An 18,706-nucleotide genomic window follows, 5' to 3' on the forward strand; every position below is an offset into this window, starting at 1 on the left:
GCTTAAATTCCCGCCCCCTGCGAATAACTCTCTTCACCAAAGACACCGGTAGACAGATAACGATCGCCGCGATCGCAAATAATCGCCACCACCACCGCCCCCGGATGTGCCTGCGCAATTCGCAGCGCTCCGGCTACCGCACCGCCCGAACTGACGCCGCAGAAGATGCCTTCACGCACCGCCAGTTCACGCATCGTATTTTCCGCTTCGCGCTGGTGGATATCCAGCACCTGGTCCACAAGCTGGGCATTAAAAATGCCCGGCATATATTCCGCAGGCCAGCGGCGAATACCCGGAATACTGCTGCCCTCTTCCGGCTGCAGACCCACAATAGTGACGTTTTTTTCCTGCTCGCGCAGAAAACGCGATACGCCGGTAATCGTCCCGGTCGTCCCCATGCTGGAGACAAAATGGCTAATGCGACCCGCGGTCTGATGCCAGATTTCCGGGCCTGTGGTCGTATAATGCGCATAGGGGTTATCGGGGTTATTAAACTGATCGAGCAGTTTGCCTTCGCCGCGCCGGGCCATCTCCAGCGCCAGATCGCGCGCCCCTTCCATCCCCTGCTCTTTGGTCACCAGGATCAGTTCTGCGCCGTACGCACGCATCGCAGCGCGACGCTCCTGGCTCATGTTATCCGGCATCAGCAGCTTCATCTGATAGCCTTTCAACGCAGCGATCATGGCAAGCGCAATGCCAGTGTTACCACTGGTGGCTTCGATCAGCACATCGCCCGGTTTGATCTCCCCGCGCTTTTCCGCCTGCACAATCATCGACAGCGCGGCCCGGTCTTTCACCGATCCCGCCGGGTTGTTGCCTTCCAGCTTGACCCAGATTTCGCTGCCGTTATCAGGCACGAGTCGCTGTAGTCTGACTAATGGGGTATTACCGATGGTTTGTTCTAATGTGTTCACTTTCAGGTCCAGACTTTCATAGAAAAAGCGGCCACGAGGGCCGCTTGCTCAGTGTGATAACGTTAAGCTATCAGTCTGTGTAAGTCAGGTCTACCGATTCATCTGGCAAATACTCAATCTGATATTCCCCTGATCCGCAGCGCGCCGACCATTCCCCTTTAACGTGAGCAAAATTAAGCGTGTCCGTCGTGAGAAGTTGTCTAACCGCAGACAATTTAATGGTCGCTGTCGTGTTGGCCGGAATGCTGAAAGTCAGCACCACGCGCCCCTTCACAGCCTGCCATTTCACAGCGATGTCGCCATAGATCGACTGATAGTGAGCATTCACCCAGCTTAACCCGCCACCGGGCAGCGGAGAAATCATCGCATGTTTAAAACCTGGTGCAGTTTCGTCCGCCTCAATGCCCGCTACGGTGCGATACAGCCATTCACCCACCGCACCATAAGCATAGTGGTTGAAGGAGTTCATATCGGGACTCCACATCGAGCCATCGGGTTTGATGCCATCCCAGTGCTCCCAAATAGTGGTTGCCCCGGCTTTCACCTGATACAGCCAAGAGGGGAAGTCCTCTTTCAACAACAGCGCCCAGGCTGCCTTAGGATGCTGATTTTGGCTTAGTGCGTGACAGAAATACGGTGTACCGAGGAAACCGGTCACCAGATGCCCGTCATGTTCATGCAATAATTCCACCAGCGTATCGGCAGTACGCTGGCGCCAGACGTCAGGCACCAGATTGAAACACAGCGCGAGAATATGCGCCGTTTGAGTGCGCGCCGTCATTTCCCCCTCGGCGGTAAAGAATCGCTGCTGAAAACGTTCAACAATCCTCGCCTGCAAAGCCTGGTAATAGCGGTGGTCGTCTGTGTGGCCCAGCACGTTCGCGGCCTTCGCCAGCAGTAGCGTCGAATGGGCATACCAGGCGGTGCAGATCAGATCTTCCGGGGTGGCGCCAAAATAGCTGCCCTCTTGTGCATCCAGCGCCACCCAGTCGCCGAACTGCAGCTTATAGCGCCAGATGTCGTTGTCTGCATGCGCCTGCATGAAATCGACCCAACCTTTCATGCTGGCGTACTGATTTTCCAGCACCCGCTTATCACCGTACATCAGGTACATTGTCCATGGATTGACCACCGCCGCATCCGCCCAGCCCGTTGCCGAATGCGTTCCCCCTTCAGCAAGGAACTTATCCTGGTCACAGTGGCCAGTGAGGATATCGGGGATTACATGCGGAACACCGCCTTCCGGGGTTTGATCGGATTTCAGGTCAAGGAGCCATTTGGAAAAGAAGGTCTGGGTTTGCATCAGGTAGCTAGCGGTACGACAAAAAATCTGCGCATCACCGGTCCAGCCCAGGCGCTCATCGCGCTGCGGACAGTCGGTCGGCACATCGACAAAGTTGCTTTTCAGCCCCCACAGAATATTGTGGTGTAGCTGATTAAGGTCAGGATTTGAACAGGCGAACTGCCCGGTCGGTGCCATCGCGGAATGAATCACAATGGCAGTGAAGTTATCCAGGTTAAGCTCTCCAGGATACGCTTCCACCTTCACATAGCGGAAACCCTGCCAGCTAAAGCGAGGGTGCCAGACCTCTTCGCCCTCGCCGTTTAAACAATACTCGGTCGTCTGTTTGGCCGTACGCAGGTTATCGAGATACACGTTGCCACCGGCGTCCAGCGTTTCGAAATGGCGCAACACCACCTTATCCCCGGTCTGGCCGTTCACCCGAAACTCCACCCAGCCGCTCATGTTCTGACCGAAATCGAGCACCTTATCGCCCTGCGGGGTGATGATTAATGCCTTCGCTGCCAGCCTTTCGATTTGCTGGACGGTACCCGCCCCCTGTGCGGTGAGCGTATTTTTATCCCAGTGGACAACCGAGACCCCACGCCATAAAGCCTCATTAAAGCCCGCGCGGCTCCAGCCCGGCTGAAGCCGACACGCGTCGAATACCTCCCCGTCATAAATCTCAGCAAACTGGCGGGCAGAATCACTCCCTCGCCAGCTGTTATCTGACCTGACCACCTGCTGCGTGCCATCCTCATACTGAATCACCATCTGACACAGCAGCGCCGTTTGTTCACCGTAGTAGTTGCGGTGGCGGCTGAAACCCATATCGCCTTTAAACCAGCCCGCGCCCAGCTCAGCGCCTATCACGTTGTCACCCTGATTTAGCAGCCCAGTGACATCATAGGTTTGGTAACACAGATGATGGCGATAACTGGTCCAGCCGGGCGTCAGTTCGTCGTTGCCGACGCGCTCACCGTTGAGAAACAGCTGATAGATGCCGAGCGCCGTGGCGTGCACCCAGGCCGCGGTAATCGCTTTGTGCGACGAGAGCGTAAAGCCTTTGCGTAGCAGTGTGGCTGCTGAATTCGCCTTATCACTCGGCGATTCCGCAGAGATAAACGCTGCCTGCCACGGCGTATCGAGCAGCCCGGTGACAAACGTTGCGGCCGGGCTCCAGGCGCTGGCTGCCCCCTGGTTGTCAGTAATGCACACCTGCAGGTAATAGCGAGTAGAAGGCAATAGTGCGATGTCACCCAGTTCGATGTGACTGGACTGCGCACTAAAGACCTCTCCACTATCAAAAATCAGTGATGAAAAATCGGCAGTGGTGCTGCACTGCAGGTGCCATGAACGCTGCACAACATCACGTTTGTCGCTATGAATTTTCCAGCCGATGGCGGGGAACCGCGCCACGCCGCTCAAAGTGGTTTCGCCGTCCAGCGTAATATGACTAACAGAAAGCATAATCTAAGACTCCTTGCGTAATTGAGACTAATTCTGCGTTGTGGTCTGAGCCGCAGCGGGTAACGTGTTATGGCTTTGCGAAGCGATGATCTCGGCCTCGCTGGAGAATTCATTGCGTGGTTTACCGTGAAAACAGAGCCAACCAATGAACATGCCGGATGCTACCAGGCCAGAAAGGAGGGTGTAGAGCATCACTGGCCCGGCATCGAGCAGAACCGGAGTGACAAAAGCGAGGATGCCGCAGGTCAGGCGTGCCAGGCCAACAATCGCCCCCTGAGCAGTGGCGCGTAGCATGGTGGGAAACGACTCCTGGGACCAAACTTTCATGATCCCCTCAAATGCCATCCCGCTGCCTATCGCCGTAAACAGCAGGCAACTCAGCCAGGAGGCAGGAGAAAAGTGCAGCAGCACCGGCATGAAGAAACCACCGGCAAAGAAGCAGGCCCCGATGATGAACACCAGCATGCGTCTTTTGGTATCAACCATTTTCATGAACAGCAGACCGGACAGCACGCCCACCGGCATTGCTATCAGATTCCACAGCGCATTTTTTTCGACGGTGATACCGACCACATTCACCGCGACATAGGCCCCGAACTGCCCGCCGGTGTTGGCCGCCAGATTGGTGAACATGTAAAACAGACACAGCGTAATAAAGGGCCAGAGGTATTTCCCGTGTAATAAATCTCTGACCGCCGTTTTTTGCGCGCGGACAGTGGCTCTGCCCGCTTGTCGCTCTTTATGCGCCGTCAGCCACAAGGGGGACTCAGGTAGCGACCAGCGCAGTACCAACAGAATGAACGCCACGATACCGACATGCAGATATAAAATCTGGGCACCGGATCTGCCCCAGCCACCAACCAGCGCCGAAATCGCCATCGTGGTACAAATCCCGGCAAACCACAGCAGGTTCGAAAGACCAATAATTTTGCCGCGATTTTTATCGCTGGCTGCTTCCGAAATGGTCGCCAGTGAAACCGGAAGATCGGCCCCCGTCGCCAAACCCACCAGTACCGTGCCTGCCAGCAGGAAATAAAACGCCCCGGAAAAAGCCAGCAGTAACGAGCCAAGCAGAACCATGGCCATCGTAATAATAAAAACGGTGCGTCTGCCGTAACAGTCCCCTAAACGGCCGCCAGAAAATGCGCCAAGGGCAATACATAAGGTCAAAACACCCGAAAGAATGCCAATTTCAGTCGAGGTTGTGCCGAGGGCTTTTTGGTAAATCACCAGTGCCGTACCATTAGAGACAATGGCGGCCGAGTCAATATAAGATGCCATGCCAGAAACGACACCCACGTACCACGGATTGGGTTGTTTGATATCGAGCATAATAAACACTCCATTATTTTATATAAATAGTAAATCCACTCCTGAGAAATAACGTCAGATCTTAACGTGTATATCTGGACAATACCGGAGCAACAGCTATCAATAAAGACGCCGGCATTTTATTAATACGTGAGAAGGGTATCTCACTATTAACGACTATCTTTGTTTAATTGACAGACTTAATTGACGCTCCTGCGAGGGCGTGTGTTGAAAATAGCGACGATACGCTTCGGTTAAGCGCGAAGGATTAAGAAAACCGCAAAGTATCGCGATACGACTGACGGGGATATCTGTAGTACGTAATAATTCCTGCGCTTTCAGCAAACGATAAAGTTGCTGGAATTTCTCTGGCGTATTGCCGGTCATCTGATGAAAAAAACGGTAAAGCGTGCGAATCGCTATCCCGGCCTCTTCACAGACCCCTTTCCAGTTAATCTCTTGGGCATAGTGCTGGCGGATATGATCCAACAAATAAACTTTCCCCCACCCATCAATAGCATCTTTACTGACGCCCTGCCCCTCGCACAGAATGGTCAGGATTTGCAGGAACGCCGACTCGGTTCCGGAAAAATAGAGTGAGTCAAAGGCATCATCGCGTCGATGGCTAATGCCTTCCGCCAGTAGAACAATACGGTTCAGCGCCAGTTCGGTTAACGGCTGGTAGTTTTCAGCAAAAGGTCGAGTTTTATCGGTAATAGGGATCAGAAGATCGTCAACGTCTTTAATATACTTAAACATGCGCTGGGGGCGAATTAAAATATTAATCAACGAAAGTTCACTGGTAGCCTCATAATAATGTACATCGTTCGCCGTCACGAAAAAGAAATCACCCTGACGAATCATCTCTGCCTGATCGTTCACGATATGAAAACCACTGCCACTGCGGACAATGACCAGTTCGTCAAATTCATGCCCGTGCAAATCAGCCATCGCCTGGTTGTTTAGCATAAACACACAGAACGCATGCTCTTCTGACGGAAAGAAATCTTCGCACTGTTTAATGTCCACCATAGTGACCTCGCTGACTGCGTTAATATCCTTACAATGTGTAAGCGTGATATTTTTCCCGGCACATCAACATTAAACAGCAAGAGTGCTGACAAGTCATTATGCGTAAATGGCAGTCACACGTAATTCCCTGTGACATTCCCATCACTTTTATTCATTACTGCGACCCGGATTGCACCCGTCGAGCAAATAAAAAAGGCTCATGTTAATCATGAGCCTTTTTAGCCATTCGCACGGAAACCGTCAGGCTGTTTCGGCCAGCATCAGAGGATTAATTTCCTCGCGGTTTTCAATGCGCTCTTGGCCGGAGTACAGCCGTGCATGCTGCAAACCAACAAACAGTCGCTCGCCGCGATACGGCGCGTCTTCATCGCGCATCACCACCGTCAGCGGCTCGGTATACCAGCCAAGCGGCTGGACCACCAGCTGGGTGTAGTGACCTTTCGGACTGGCTTCCAGCACCTGTACCGGCAGCGGAGAATCGAGGCTGGTGCGACGGCTGACATCCACTTCCCATGGACGCAGAAACAGATCGACGGGTCCCTGATGCACAGGGGTGTAACCCAGAGGCCAGCGATGCGCCCCGACATGGAACTGCCCGCCGCGAATAGTCCCCTGCAGGCGGTTCACTTCACCCATAAATTCCAGCACAAAACGGGTCGCCGGTTCGCGCCACAACTGCTCCGGCTCATCGACTTGTTCAATATTCCCCTGGCTCATGACGACCACGCGATCGGCCACTTCCATTGCCTCTTCCTGATCGTGGGTCACGAACACGCTGGTGAATTTCAGCTCTTCATGCAGCTGACGCAGCCAGCGGCGTAGCTCTTTACGCACCTGCGCATCCAGCGCGCCGAAAGGTTCGTCGAGCAACAGGATTTGCGGCTCAACCGCCAGCGCACGAGCCAGCGCCACGCGCTGTTTCTGTCCACCGGAAAGCTGCGCCGGATAGCGGTCGGCCAGATGAGCCAGCTGCACCATCTCCAGCAGTTTGGTCACTTTTGCTTTGATGGTCGCGGCATTCGGACGCTCGCGACGCGGCAGCACGGTCAGGCCAAAGGCGATGTTATCGAACACCGTCATGTGGCGAAACAGGGCGTAATGCTGGAACACAAAACCGACTTTACGATCGCGGGCATGCAGGCGGCTAACGTCGGTTCCGTGGAAACGAATATGGCCGCTGGTCTGATGCTCAAGACCGGCAATAATGCGCAGCAGCGTGGTTTTACCGGAACCGGACGGCCCAAGCAGCGCCACCATTTGTCCGGAAGGGATATCCAGCGAGATATCGTTCAGCACCTGGGTGCGACCAAAAGACTTCTTAATATTGGCAATCTCAATGCTCATGATTTCCCTCCTGTTGCAGGCGTTTTTCCTGATTCTCTAAACGCCACTGCACCACACTCTTTAAAAACAGGGTCAAAATAGCCATCAGCGTCAGCAGGGCTGCGGCAGTAAACGAGCCGACGGTGTTATAGTCCTGCTCCAGTAATTCAATCTGTAGGGGCAGCGACAGGGTTTCACCGCGAATGGAGCCTGAGACCACCGACACCGCGCCAAACTCACCAATCGCACGCGCGTTGGTCAGCACCACGCCGTACAGCAGCGCCCAGCGGATATTCGGCAACGTCACGCGCTTAAACATCTGCCAGCCTGATGCGCCTAACAAAATGGCGGCTTCATCTTCATGACTACCCTGGCTTAACATCACCGGTACCAGCTCACGCACCACAAACGGACAGGTGACAAAGATCGTCACCAGCACCATGCCCGGCCACGCGAACATGATTTGCAGATTGTGCTCGTCGAGCCAGCCGCCAAGCGGACCGTTAGAGCCGTAAAACAGCAGATAAACCAGACCAGCCACCACCGGAGAAACAGCAAACGGGATATCCAACAGCGTCAATAACAGCTGGCGGCCCGGGAAGTTAAAGCGCGTCACCAGCCACGCCAGCAAAATCCCAAACACCAGATTCACCGGTACCGTAATCAGCGCGATCATCACCGTCAGCCAGATGGCGTGGAGCATGTCCGGGTCGGCCAGGTTTTGCAGCGCAGGCATAATGCCTTTGCTGAACGCCTGCACGAAGATGTACACCATCGGTACAACAAGAATAAAGACTGACACCAGAATGCCGGTGCCAATCAGAAACCATTTTCCCCAGTTAATGCGGGGCGCATCGTAGCGCTTCAATTGAGTAACTTCCGCCATCAGTGACCTACCACACGCCGACCAAAGCGACTTTGCAAAGTATTAATCGAGAACAGCAACAGCAGCGACGCCGCCAGAATCACCGAGGCAATGGCGCTCGCCGCCGGATAATCGAACTCCTGCAAACGCACAAAAATCATCAGCGAGGTCACTTCGGTCTTCCACGCGATGTTACCGGCGATGAAAATCACCGCGCCAAATTCCCCCAGACTGCGGGTAAACGACAGCGCCACCCCGGCCAGCAGCGCCGGAGAAAGCTCGGGCAGCACCACTTTGCAGAAGCTCTGAATCCGCGTCGCGCCGAGCGTTTCCGCGGCTTCTTCGTATTCCGGCCCCAGCTCTTCAAGCACCGGCTGCACGGTACGCACCACAAACGGGATGCTGGTGAAGGCCATCGCCACGGCAATGCCGAGCCAGGTATAGGTCACTTTGATATCAAACTGCGCCAGCCATTGACCGTAAAAACCATTAACTGAAAACAGCGACGCCAGCGTCAGGCCTGCGACCGCCGTCGGCAGCGCAAACGGTAAATCCATCAGCGCGTCCAGCAAGGTGCGGCCAGGAAAACGATAGCGGGTTAAAATCCACGCCATCAGCAGGCCGAACACCCCGTTGAAGATGGACGCGACAAAAGCCGACAACAGCGTCACTTTATATGCCGCCACCACCTGCGGGTTGGTGATCACTTCCCAATATTGTGCCCAGCTCATCTGCGCGAGCTGCATCACCAGCGCGCTTAACGGCAACAACAAAATCAGACAGACGAACAGCAGGCTGGTCCCGAGGCTTAAGGTAAAGCCCGGCAGCACGCGTCTGGAAGAGACTGCAAACATTACTTACGCCCCGCCGCCAACAGTTTGTCCAGCTCACCGCCGGTCGTGAAGTGGGTTTTCATCACCTCCGGCCAGGCGCCGAACTGGTCCTCCACGCGGAACAATTCGGTCTGCGGGAATTTGTCTTTCAGCTTGTTCATCACGTCCGGGTTCGCCACGCGATAGTAATAGTCGGTAATGATGGTCTGCGCCTGCGGGCTGTAGAGATAATTCAGGTACGCTTTAGCCGCTTTCTCAGTGCCATTGGCTTTCACGTTTTTATCCACCCACGCCACCGGGAATTCAGCAAAGATATTGACCTTCGGGACCACCACTTCGAAGCCCTGCGCTTCGTACTGTTTGCGAATGTTGTTCACTTCCGATTCGAAGCTAATCAACACGTCACCCAGCCCGCGCTCAACAAAGGTGGTGGTCGCGCCGCGACCGCCGGTATCAAACACTTCGACGTTTTTCAGGAACTGGGTCATGAACTGTTCGGTTTTGGCTTTGTCGCCACCGTCAGCTTTGTCCGCTGCGCCCCAGGCCGCCAGATAGGTATAGCGCGCGTTACCGGAGGTTTTTGGATTCGGGAAAATCAGCTTCACGTCAGAACGCACCAGATCGTTCCAGTCATGAATATTTTTTGGGTTACCCTTACGCACCAGGAACGCCATGGTGGAGTAGAACGGGGAACTGCTGTTTGGCAAACGGCTCTGCCAGTCGGCCGGGATCAGGTTGCCTTTGTCATGCAGGATCTGCACATCGGTAATCTGGTTGTAAGTCACCACATCCGCTTTCAGCCCCTGCAAAATCGCCAGCGCCTGCTTGGAAGAGCCCGCATGAGATTGCTTGATGGTCAGCTTGTCGCCGTTATTTTCTTTCGCCCACTGCTGTTCAAACGGCGGGTTAAGGGCGGCAAACAGCTCACGGGAGACATCATAGGAACTATTGAGAAGCTCAGTCGCCTGCGCCTGCGCGACCAGCAACAGCGAAGCTGCCAGCGCCAGATATCCTTTTTTCAGTACAGTAACGGCCATTGCGCACCCTTATAAATGTGATGACATAGAGCTATCCCATCAGGCGTAATTGTTGCAGTCAGTTTGGGCATTGACAGCGCGGAAGAACCGGAGCGTACACGTAGTACGTGAGGATTCTGAGCACTGCCCAGGGCCAAACTGACAAATAAAAAAGCCCGATGGGATGGCTCTTTCTTATGGTCATCATATTTATAACGGGTACGAAAGGAGTAACGGTTTTATATACCGTTTGGTGATTTACCAGCAGAAAAGGGAATAAGGCTTTCATTCCCTCTCCCCTAAGGGAGAGGATTAGGGCGAGGGGTGTTACAGTGCCAGCAGACGCTCGACGGACGGGGCGAAATAGTAACCACCGGTCACCGGTTTGGTGAAACGCAGCATCGCGTCACGCTTGCCGTCGGTGTCGCCAAACATGCTTAACAGCTGCTGTTCAATATTGTACAGACGCGCGCAGTAGGCGCAGAAATAGAGACCGTGCGTGCCGCTGGCCGTACCGTATGGCAGGCTCTGGCGCACAATCTTCAGCCCTTTACCGTCTTCTTTCAGATCGACACGGGTCAGGTGAGACGTGACCGGACGCACATCGCCGTCGATCTCTTCGTTAGCCTCTTTGGTACGGCCAATCATCATCTCCTGGTCGTGCACGCTCATGCGGTTAAGCTGCTTGAGGTTATGCTCCCAGCGCTGCACAAACACGTAGCTGCCGCCTGCGTCCACGCCGTCTTTGATCACCGCCACATCGCGACGGGTCTCAACGCCTGCCGGGTTTTCGGTGCCATCGACAAAACCGCTCAGATCGCGCTCTTCAACCCAGCGGAATCCGTGGATCTCCTCTGTGACGTCAATGCTGTCGCCGAAGGCTTCAAGTGCCGCCTGGGCGATGGAGAAGTTCACATCGTGACGCAGAGAGAGAATATGGATCAGCACGTCGTACTGGGTGGCGGGTGCCAGCCCTTTACCGTAAGGGATAAAGTCCTTCAGCTCCTGTGCGCCTTCGCCGCCGCTGAGCTGACGCCAGACGTTATGACCAAAGGCCACAACCGCGCCAGGATTAGCGTCCGGAAATTTGGCCTCGAAGGTAGCCAGTTTATCAATAAATACTTTGCTGGCCGCACGCAGGGCATCCACATCCCCTTTGACATTGGCTTCAATCCATATCGCCGCGCGGCAATGTTCTGGCAAAATGCCGCTCTGAACCTGAGACATCGCTCCTCCTGAAAAAAAGATGCCACGACGTCGTGGCATTGATGGCGGCTATTATACCTGGATTTCAGCGAGGCGGTTTGTTCAGGCGCAAATTACTGCTGCCAGATAATTTTGCTCACTTTCCAGTTTTTCAGCGTGTCATCCGCAGGCATTAACCCCTCTGGCCCGCTCCACTCGCCGGTGAAGAGATAGCTGATATGCTGGCTGTCTTTGGCTTTACACTCGACGGCGACTTTTTCGTCTGCCACTGCGCTTTCGCAGTTGCCGAACGCTTTGTCATACAATTCGCTAAACGGCGTCCCGACTTTTACCCCGCTATCGGTTTCGACTTCACTATCCAGCACCTCAATGCGGTTAACCGTGCCTTTATCGCCATTGATAATCAGCGCCAACTGGTCGTCTTTCAGCGCTTCAAAATAATGCACGATGGTGCCATTTTCGGTTTTCATACCGCTGCGCAGGCGGTAATCGCTGCTTAACGCGGATTCGATCGCATCCTGATCCAGTGCCGTTGCAGCGGTAATGTTACCCACGCCCTTCTCGGTCACCTCGAATGACGATCCAAACCAGTTCCACGGATAAGCGGCCGACCAGTTAATTGAGGAGAGAGATGAGAACGTCGAACACCCCGTCAACACCAGCGGCAGAGCGCATAAAACTAAACGCAGCGATTTCATCGAAAAGTCCTTTCTTGTTAATTCAACGCTTGTTGGAGTGCAGCATCGGTAAAAAGTGCCTTTAATCTTTTTCAATGGCGAAACTGGCGCGCAAACGAGGATGGGTCAGCAGCCACAGCAGGGCCACGATATCGGCCACCACCAGCGCAATGCCAATACCGCTCAACGGTTCACCGTAGAACCACAGCAGCGGTTGCCAGCACAGCAACACCGCCTGCGCCAGGATCAGCAGCCAGCGAATGCAGCCCCACGTGCGCGGAAAAAGATGCCGCCGCCCGCTGAATAAAAATGCCAGTACCGCGGGTACGCCGGGGATGAGTCCAAGCCAGAAATTATCATGGTCCGGATAAAACAGGGCCAGCAGCGTGCTTCCCTGATCGCGAGAAGCCCCTGCCACAACGAACAGGACCCAGGTTCTGGCCTGAAGCAACAAAACACACCAGAACAAAAACGGTAACCTGACACGCCCCTGATTGTCATAATCGGCGGGATGAAACTCAGTATTCTTCATCTTCGATCAGACGCTTACCCAGGCTCAGTACGTCAGAATGTTCATACCCCAGGCGCTCATACATTCCCAATACCACATCGTTGTCTTCGCGCACCATGATCTGAATTTTTGGACAGCCGCGGGCGATCAGTTTCTTTTCCAGACGATTAAGCAGCGCATTGGCGATCCCACGCCCACGATATTCCGGGTGGACACCGAGATAATAGGCCGACCCGCGATGCCCGTCGTAACCGCCCATCACCGTTCCCACCACTTCCCCATTCACTTCCGCGACCAAAAACAGGCTGACGTCGTGATTGAGCTTACGTTCGATATCCATTTCCGGATCATTCCACGGACGCAGCAGATCGCAGCGCTCCCAAAGGGTAATCACCTCTTCGAAATCTTCCTGGCGAAAAACGCGTATCTCCATGGTATTAACCGCCTTTTTGGGTTCAAAAACAGTGATTATGGCGCGAACGCCGCCGCTAGCCAATAAGCGGCGAAAAATACGTAAAAATTTGACATAATGTCACTCTGTCACGTATTGAAATGAAAAGTAAAACAATTCTCAACATGGACTGTCGTCACGCTAAACGCGATACGATATAACACCCGGACCCCAATTTTTACAATTCAGGCCGCATGAGCACATTCAAACCATTAAAAACACTCACATCGCGTCGTCAGGTTCTCAAAGCGGGGCTGGCGGCCTTAACGTTAACAGGCATCGCACAGGCGCAGGCAAAAGACGACAGCAGCCTTAAAACCAGCAACGGGCACAGTAAACCGAAAGCGAAAAAAGCGGGCGCGAAGCGGGTCGTGATGCTCGATCCCGGTCACGGGGGGATCGATACCGGCGCGATTGGTCGCAATGGTTCGAAAGAGAAACACGTGGTGCTGGCGATTGCTAAAAATGTGCGCTCGATTCTGCGCAGCCACGGAATTGACGCACGGCTGACCCGCACAGGCGACACCTTCATTCCCCTCTATGACCGCGTAGAGATCGCCCACCAGCACGGGGCGGATCTGTTTATGTCGATCCACGCTGACGGTTTTACCAACCCCAGCGCCGCCGGTGCATCGGTCTTCGCCCTCTCCAACCGGGGAGCGAGTAGCGCCATGGCAAAATATCTTTCGGATCGCGAAAACCGCGCCGATGAAGTTGCCGGTAAAAAGACCACCGACAAAGACCATCTGCTGCAACAGGTGTTGTTCGATCTGGTGCAAACAGACACCATCAAAAACAGCCTGACGCTCGGCTCTCATATTTTAAAGAAGATTAAGCCCGTGCATCGCCTGCACAGTAAAGGCACCGAGCAGGCCGCGTTTGTAGTGCTGAAATCGCCGTCTATTCCGTCGGTGCTGGTGGAAACTTCTTTCATCACTAACCCGGACGAAGAGCGTCTGCTCGGCACAACCGCGTTTCGGCAGAAAATTGCCAATGCGATCGCCTCCGGAGTCATCAGTTATTTTAACTGGTTTGATAATCAAAAAGCGCATTCGACGAGACGTAAATGAAACCGAATTCTCAGCAGGTCAAAGCGTTTCTGCTGCAACTCCAGGATCAGATTTGCCAGAAACTGGCTGCCGTTGACGGTGGCGAATTCCACGAAGATAGCTGGCAGCGCGAGGCCGGTGGCGGCGGACGCAGTCGCGTGCTGCGTAACGGCGGCGTCTTTGAACAGGCGGGCGTCAACTTCTCTCACGTTCACGGTGACGCCATGCCGGCCTCGGCCACAGCGCATCGCCCGGAGCTGGCCGGACGCAGTTTTGAAGCCATGGGCGTGTCGCTGGTCGTTCATCCGCACAGCCCGTTTGTGCCTACCAGCCACGCCAACGTCCGCTTTTTCATCGCCGAGAAACCGGGGGCCGATCCGGTGTGGTGGTTCGGCGGCGGATTTGATCTAACGCCTTTTTACGGATTTGAAGAAGACGCGATTCACTGGCACCGCACTGCACGCGATATCTGCCAGCCTTTCGGCGACGATGTTTATCCCAGGTACAAGAAATGGTGCGATGACTATTTCTATCTCAAACATCGCGACGAGCAGCGCGGTATTGGCGGGTTGTTCTTTGACGATCTGAATACACCCGATTTTGACACGGCATTCCGCTTTATGCAGGCGGTCGGCGAGGGTTATACCGACGCCTATCTGCCCATTGTTGAGCGCCGCAAAAATACCGATTACGGGGTTCGCGAACGTGAGTTCCAGCTGTATCGCCGTGGCCGTTACGTGGAGTTCAATCTGGTGTGGGATCGCGGCACGCTGTTTGGTCTGCAAACCGGTGGACGCACAGAGTCGATTCTGATGTCGATGCCGCCGCTGGTACGCTGGGAGTATAATTTTGAGCCAAAAGAAGGCAGCCCGGAGGCCGCCTTGCGTGAGTTTATTCAGGTTCGGGACTGGGTGTAGTTTCCCCTCACCCCGGCCCTCTCCCCATAGGGGCGAGGGAGAAAAACCACACCGATGCCCCTCTCCCCACAGGGGCGAGGGAGAAAAACCGCACCGATGCCCCTCTCCCCACAGGGGCGAGGGAGAAAAACCGCACCGATGCCCCTCTCCCCACAGGGGCGCGGGAGAAATACCGCACCGATGGCCCTCTACCCACAGGGCGAGGGAGAAATACCGCACCGATGCCCCTCCCCACAGGGCGCGGAAACAACCACCGCACCGATCGATCCCCTCTCCCTTTTAGGGAGAGGGTTAGGGTGAGGGTAAAGGTGAAGGCCTACAACGGCTGTGTCTGCGCCTCCACCACCGCCAGCGCGACCATATTGACGATACGACGCACGGAGGCAATCGGTGTTAACACATGCACCGATTTCGATACGCCCATCAGTACCGGTCCCACTGTCACCCCTTCCGAACTGGACACGCGCAGCAGGTTGTAACTGATACGCGCGGCTTCGACGTTCGGCATAATCAACACGTTTGCAGAACCTTTCAGCGGGCTGTCCGGCATCCGCTCGTTACGGATACTCTCAACCAGTGCGGCATCGCCATGCATCTCGCCGTCAATCATCAGCTCTGGCGCACGTTCACGCACCAGCTCCAGCGTCTGGCGCATTTTGCTGGCGGCGGGTGATTTCGATGAACCAAAGTTAGAGTGCGACAGCAGCGCGACCTTCGGCTCAATACCGAAGCGACGTACCGTTTCCGCCGCCATCACCGTGATTTCCGCCAGCTGTTCCGGCGTAGGGTCGTCGTTGACGTAGGTATCCGCGATAAAGGTGTTGCCGCTTGGCAGCAGCAGCGCATTCATCGCCCCCGCCGTATGCACCCCGTCGCGATAGCCGAAGATCTCCTGCACCACGCTGAAGTGCTCGTGATAATCACCAATCGTCCCGCAGATAAGCGCATCGGCTTCGCCACGATGAACCATGATCGCACCGATCACCGTAGTATTGCCGATCACCGCGCGCTGGGCCTGCTCCTGAGTGATCCCCCGACGCTTCATGATGCTGTAGTACTCGCTCCAGTACTCTTTAAACCGCGGATCGGATTCGTTGTTCACGATCTCGAAATCGACACCCGGTTTGATTTGCAGACCGAGTTTCTGGATGCGCATTTCGATGACGCTCGGACGACCAATCAGAATCGGTTTTGCCAGCCCCAGCGTGATCAGCTCCTGCGTCGCATGCAGAACGCGCGCTTCTTCACCTTCGGCCAGCACCACGCGTTTAGCGTCGGCGCGCGCCTGAGAGAAAATCGGCTTCATGAACAGATTGGTTTTGTAGACAAACTCGGTGAGCTTATCGACGTAGGCATCAAAATCTTCAATCGGACGCGTCGCCACGCCGGAATCCATCGCGGCTTTGGCGACCGCCGGAGCGATCTTGACGATCAGACGCGGATCGAACGGTTTCGGAATGATGTAATCCGGGCCAAAGCTCAGGTCCTGATCGCCGTAGGCCGAGGCCACCACTTCGCTCTGCTCCGCATGCGCCAGCTCGGCGATGGCATGTACCGCGGCGAGTTTCATCTCTTCGTTGATCGCTGTCGCACCCACGTCCAGCGCACCGCGGAAGATGAACGGGAAGCACAGCACGTTGTTGACCTGGTTTGGATAATCAGAACGACCAGTGCAGATAATCGCATCTTCACGCACGGCTTTCGCCAGCGGCGGCAGGATTTCCGGCTCCGGGTTTGCCAGCGCCAGAATCATTGGCGCGCGCGCCATTTTCTTGACCATTTCCGGGGTCAGCACTTTCGGGCCCGAACAGCCAAGGAAAATATCCGCGCCGTCAATTACCTCGTCCAGCGTGCGCTTGCCGTCATCTTCCACGGCATACGCGGCTTTGGTTTCTGCCATGTTCGCTTCGCGATCTTTGTAGATAACCCCTTTTGAGTCGCACACCACAATGTTGTGCTTCTGCATGCCCAGCGCCACCAGCAGGTTCATACAGGCGATGGCTGCCGCACCCGCGCCGGAGACGACCATGCGGACGTCGGAGAGGTTTTTCTCCACCACGCGCAGACCGTTCAGAATGGCCGCCGTGCTGATAATTGCCGTGCCGTGCTGATCGTCGTGGAACACCGGAATGTTCATACGTTCACGCAATTTCTGCTCAATGTAGAAACATTCCGGCGCTTTGATATCTTCAAGGTTGATGCCGCCAAATGTCGGCTCCAGCGCGGCCACGACGTTGATGAATTTGTCCGGATCCAGTTCATCCACTTCGATGTCGAAGACGTCAATACCGGCAAATTTCTTGAACAGGACGCCCTTCCCTTCCATCACCGGCTTACCAGCCAGCGCACCAATGTTGCCCAGCCCAAGAACCGCCGTCCCGTTAGAGACCACCGCCACCAGATTGCCACGCGCCGTGTATTTGTAGGCCGCCAGCGGGTCTTTTTCAATCTCAAGACAAGGCGCGGCGACGCCTGGTGAATAGGCCAGCGCCAGATCGCGCTGAGTGGCGAGGGGTTTGGTCGGAGAAACCTGGATTTTGCCCGGTACAGGGAATTGATGAAAATCGAGGGCACTCTGTTTTAACTGATCATCCATCTTATTGTTCCTTTCACGTATCGATCAAAAAGGGCGGCGTTTCACGTTCCTGCGGCTCGCCCTGAAGTGGCGCTTAGTATCGCCCGTGAAGAGAGCGCAAACTTTGAAGGCTGCCAAACTCTCACCATCCCGGGGCAAAATTTGTTATCAATTTATAACAATGATGTTACCCACTGCCGGAAGCAATGCCTCCCCCGTCTGCTATGCTTTTTTGTTAAGTACGTCATGTATTTCGCAGAAGTGTGAACCAACGCACTCGCCTAACTCTGTTATTTCCAAGGAGTCATTTCCATGAACCAATTAGACGGCATCAAAAAATTCACGACAGTTGTCGCCGACAGCGGCGATATCGAGTCAATCCGCCACTATCAGCCGGAGGATGCGACCACCAACCCGTCGCTGCTGCTGAAGGCGGCAGGCCTTGCGCACTTCAGCCACCTGATAGACGACGCCATCGCCTACGGTAAACAGCGTGGCAAAACCCAGGAGCAACAGGTGGCGGAGGCCAGCGACAAACTGGCGGTCAATATCGGTGCGGAAATTCTGAAAAGCATCCCCGGACGCGTGTCAACGGAAGTGGATGCTCGCCTGTCATTCGATAGCGAAAAAAGCATTGCTAAAGCACGCCGGTTAGTGGCGCTTTATCAGGAGCAAGATATTGATAAATCGCGCATTCTGATTAAGCTCGCCTCCACCTGGGAGGGTATTCGCGCCGCCGAAGTGCTTGAGAAAGAGGGGATCAACTGTAATCTGACGCTGCTGTTCTCCTTCGCGCAGGCCCGCGCCTGTGCTGAAGCGGGGGTATTTTTGGTCTCGCCGTTTGTGGGCCGAATCTACGACTGGTATCAGGCAAAACAGCCGCTGGACCCGTACGTGGTCGAGGAAGACCCCGGCGTAAAATCCGTGCGCAATATCTACGACTACTTCAAACAGCACCGCTACGAAACCATCGTGATGGGTGCCAGCTTCCGTCGCACCGAGCAGATCCTGGCGCTGGCAGGCTGCGATCGCCTCACCATCTCGCCTAACCTTCTGAAAGAGCTTCAGGACAACGAAGAGACGGTGATTCGTAAGCTCATTCCCACCTCTACCGTTCTGCCAAAACCGAAGCCACTTACCGAAGCCGAGTTCCGCTGGGAACATAATCAGGACGCAATGGCCGTGGATAAACTGGCCGAGGGGATCCGCCTCTTCGCCGTTGACCAGCGCAAACTTGAAGACCTGCTTGCCGCCAAACTTTAATCTTGCCATGG

Annotated in this window: 16 protein-coding genes; 3 read left to right on the forward strand and 13 right to left on the reverse strand. The window is 54.9% G+C overall.

Annotated features, from left to right (window positions below):
• Positions 1-2 precede the first annotated feature (2 nt).
• From cysM to SOM82_RS14525, 12 genes are all read right to left on the reverse strand, one after another.
• Positions 3-914 carry a cysteine synthase CysM gene (gene cysM, locus SOM82_RS14470; RefSeq protein ID WP_320459684.1) on the reverse strand — a complete coding sequence of 304 codons (912 nt, stop codon included), beginning with the start codon at positions 912-914 and terminating at the stop codon, positions 3-5.
• A gap of 70 nt (positions 915-984) precedes the next feature.
• Positions 985-3,666 carry an alpha-L-rhamnosidase gene (locus SOM82_RS14475; RefSeq protein ID WP_320459683.1) on the reverse strand — a complete coding sequence of 894 codons (2,682 nt, stop codon included), beginning with the start codon at positions 3,664-3,666 and terminating at the stop codon, positions 985-987.
• Between the two features lie 27 nt (positions 3,667-3,693).
• Positions 3,694-4,998, reverse strand: a complete 1,305-nt coding sequence (locus SOM82_RS14480) for an MFS transporter (protein WP_320459682.1) — start codon at positions 4,996-4,998, stop codon at positions 3,694-3,696.
• A 156-nt stretch (positions 4,999-5,154) separates the two neighbouring features.
• The gene (locus SOM82_RS14485) at positions 5,155-6,009 is read right to left on the reverse strand and encodes a helix-turn-helix domain-containing protein (protein ID WP_320459681.1); all 855 of its coding nucleotides are present in this window, start codon (positions 6,007-6,009) and stop codon (positions 5,155-5,157) included.
• A 240-nt stretch (positions 6,010-6,249) separates the two neighbouring features.
• A complete protein-coding gene (gene cysA / locus SOM82_RS14490) occupies positions 6,250-7,353 on the reverse strand; it encodes a sulfate/thiosulfate ABC transporter ATP-binding protein CysA (RefSeq protein WP_320459680.1) in 1,104 nt (367 codons plus the stop codon).
• Positions 7,343-8,218, reverse strand: a complete 876-nt coding sequence (gene cysW, locus SOM82_RS14495) for a sulfate/thiosulfate ABC transporter permease CysW (RefSeq protein WP_154128424.1) — start codon at positions 8,216-8,218, stop codon at positions 7,343-7,345. The genes cysA and cysW overlap by 11 nt, the downstream gene beginning before the upstream one ends.
• Positions 8,218-9,051: a sulfate/thiosulfate ABC transporter permease CysT gene (cysT, locus tag SOM82_RS14500; RefSeq protein WP_154128422.1), complete on the reverse strand. Its 834-nt coding sequence runs from the start codon at positions 9,049-9,051 to the stop codon at positions 8,218-8,220. The genes cysW and cysT overlap by 1 nt, the downstream gene beginning before the upstream one ends.
• Positions 9,051-10,067 (reverse strand): sulfate ABC transporter substrate-binding protein, encoded by a 1,017-nt coding sequence (locus SOM82_RS14505; RefSeq protein ID WP_154128420.1) that lies wholly within the window; start codon positions 10,065-10,067, stop codon positions 9,051-9,053. The genes cysT and SOM82_RS14505 overlap by 1 nt, the downstream gene beginning before the upstream one ends.
• 306 nt (positions 10,068-10,373) lie before the next feature.
• A complete protein-coding gene (locus tag SOM82_RS14510; protein WP_320459679.1) occupies positions 10,374-11,273 on the reverse strand; it encodes a Dyp-type peroxidase in 900 nt (299 codons plus the stop codon).
• A 92-nt stretch (positions 11,274-11,365) separates the two neighbouring features.
• On the reverse strand, positions 11,366-11,950 hold the full coding sequence (locus tag SOM82_RS14515; RefSeq protein WP_154128416.1) for an RpoE-regulated lipoprotein: 585 nt from the start codon (positions 11,948-11,950) through the stop codon (positions 11,366-11,368).
• Positions 11,951-12,011: 61 nt separating this feature from the next.
• A complete protein-coding gene (locus SOM82_RS14520) occupies positions 12,012-12,461 on the reverse strand; it encodes a DUF2919 domain-containing protein (protein ID WP_320459678.1) in 450 nt (149 codons plus the stop codon).
• On the reverse strand, positions 12,448-12,873 hold the full coding sequence (locus tag SOM82_RS14525; RefSeq protein WP_048974882.1) for a GNAT family acetyltransferase: 426 nt from the start codon (positions 12,871-12,873) through the stop codon (positions 12,448-12,450). The genes SOM82_RS14520 and SOM82_RS14525 overlap by 14 nt, the downstream gene beginning before the upstream one ends.
• A 212-nt stretch (positions 12,874-13,085) precedes the next feature.
• Between SOM82_RS14525 and amiA the strand changes: the two genes are divergently transcribed.
• Both amiA and hemF read left to right on the forward strand, forming a co-directional pair.
• Positions 13,086-13,961, forward strand: a complete 876-nt coding sequence (amiA, locus tag SOM82_RS14530) for an N-acetylmuramoyl-L-alanine amidase AmiA (protein ID WP_154128413.1) — start codon at positions 13,086-13,088, stop codon at positions 13,959-13,961.
• On the forward strand, positions 13,958-14,857 hold the full coding sequence (hemF, locus tag SOM82_RS14535) for an oxygen-dependent coproporphyrinogen oxidase (protein ID WP_320459677.1): 900 nt from the start codon (positions 13,958-13,960) through the stop codon (positions 14,855-14,857). Before amiA ends, hemF begins: the two co-directional genes overlap by 4 nt.
• A 316-nt stretch (positions 14,858-15,173) precedes the next feature.
• Here hemF and maeB read toward each other — a convergent pair whose 3' ends face one another.
• Entirely contained in the window at positions 15,174-17,453 is a 2,280-nt protein-coding gene (maeB, locus tag SOM82_RS14540) for an NADP-dependent oxaloacetate-decarboxylating malate dehydrogenase (protein ID WP_320459676.1), read from the reverse strand.
• A gap of 291 nt (positions 17,454-17,744) precedes the next feature.
• On the opposite strand from maeB, the gene tal reads away from it, so the two are divergent.
• Positions 17,745-18,695, forward strand: a complete 951-nt coding sequence (gene tal, locus SOM82_RS14545; protein WP_320459675.1) for a transaldolase — start codon at positions 17,745-17,747, stop codon at positions 18,693-18,695.
• Positions 18,696-18,706: the final 11 nt, after the last annotated feature.

Source organism: Lelliottia sp. CFBP8978 (genome assembly GCF_034046055.2).
Lineage (GTDB): Bacteria > Pseudomonadota > Gammaproteobacteria > Enterobacterales > Enterobacteriaceae > Enterobacter.

Excerpts from the sequence above, each read along its gene's own strand:
- SOM82_RS14475 (WP_320459683.1), bottom strand. The coding sequence starts at position 3,666 with ATGCTTTCTGTTAGTCATATTACGCTGGACGGCGAAACCACTTTGAGC.
- SOM82_RS14480 (WP_320459682.1), bottom strand. The coding sequence starts at position 4,998 with ATGCTCGATATCAAACAACCCAATCCGTGGTACGTGGGTGTCGTTTCT.
- SOM82_RS14485 (WP_320459681.1), bottom strand. The coding sequence starts at position 6,009 with ATGGTGGACATTAAACAGTGCGAAGATTTCTTTCCGTCAGAAGAGCAT.
- cysA (WP_320459680.1), bottom strand. The coding sequence starts at position 7,353 with ATGAGCATTGAGATTGCCAATATTAAGAAGTCTTTTGGTCGCACCCAG.
- cysW (WP_154128424.1), bottom strand. The coding sequence starts at position 8,218 with ATGGCGGAAGTTACTCAATTGAAGCGCTACGATGCGCCCCGCATTAAC.
- cysT (WP_154128422.1), bottom strand. The coding sequence starts at position 9,051 with ATGTTTGCAGTCTCTTCCAGACGCGTGCTGCCGGGCTTTACCTTAAGC.
- SOM82_RS14505 (WP_154128420.1), bottom strand. The coding sequence starts at position 10,067 with ATGGCCGTTACTGTACTGAAAAAAGGATATCTGGCGCTGGCAGCTTCG.
- SOM82_RS14510 (WP_320459679.1), bottom strand. The coding sequence starts at position 11,273 with ATGTCTCAGGTTCAGAGCGGCATTTTGCCAGAACATTGCCGCGCGGCG.
- SOM82_RS14515 (WP_154128416.1), bottom strand. The coding sequence starts at position 11,950 with ATGAAATCGCTGCGTTTAGTTTTATGCGCTCTGCCGCTGGTGTTGACG.
- SOM82_RS14520 (WP_320459678.1), bottom strand. The coding sequence starts at position 12,461 with ATGAAGAATACTGAGTTTCATCCCGCCGATTATGACAATCAGGGGCGT.
- SOM82_RS14525 (WP_048974882.1), bottom strand. The coding sequence starts at position 12,873 with ATGGAGATACGCGTTTTTCGCCAGGAAGATTTCGAAGAGGTGATTACC.
- amiA (WP_154128413.1), top strand. The coding sequence starts at position 13,086 with ATGAGCACATTCAAACCATTAAAAACACTCACATCGCGTCGTCAGGTT.
- hemF (WP_320459677.1), top strand. The coding sequence starts at position 13,958 with ATGAAACCGAATTCTCAGCAGGTCAAAGCGTTTCTGCTGCAACTCCAG.
- maeB (WP_320459676.1), bottom strand. The coding sequence starts at position 17,453 with ATGGATGATCAGTTAAAACAGAGTGCCCTCGATTTTCATCAATTCCCT.
- tal (WP_320459675.1), top strand. The coding sequence starts at position 17,745 with ATGAACCAATTAGACGGCATCAAAAAATTCACGACAGTTGTCGCCGAC.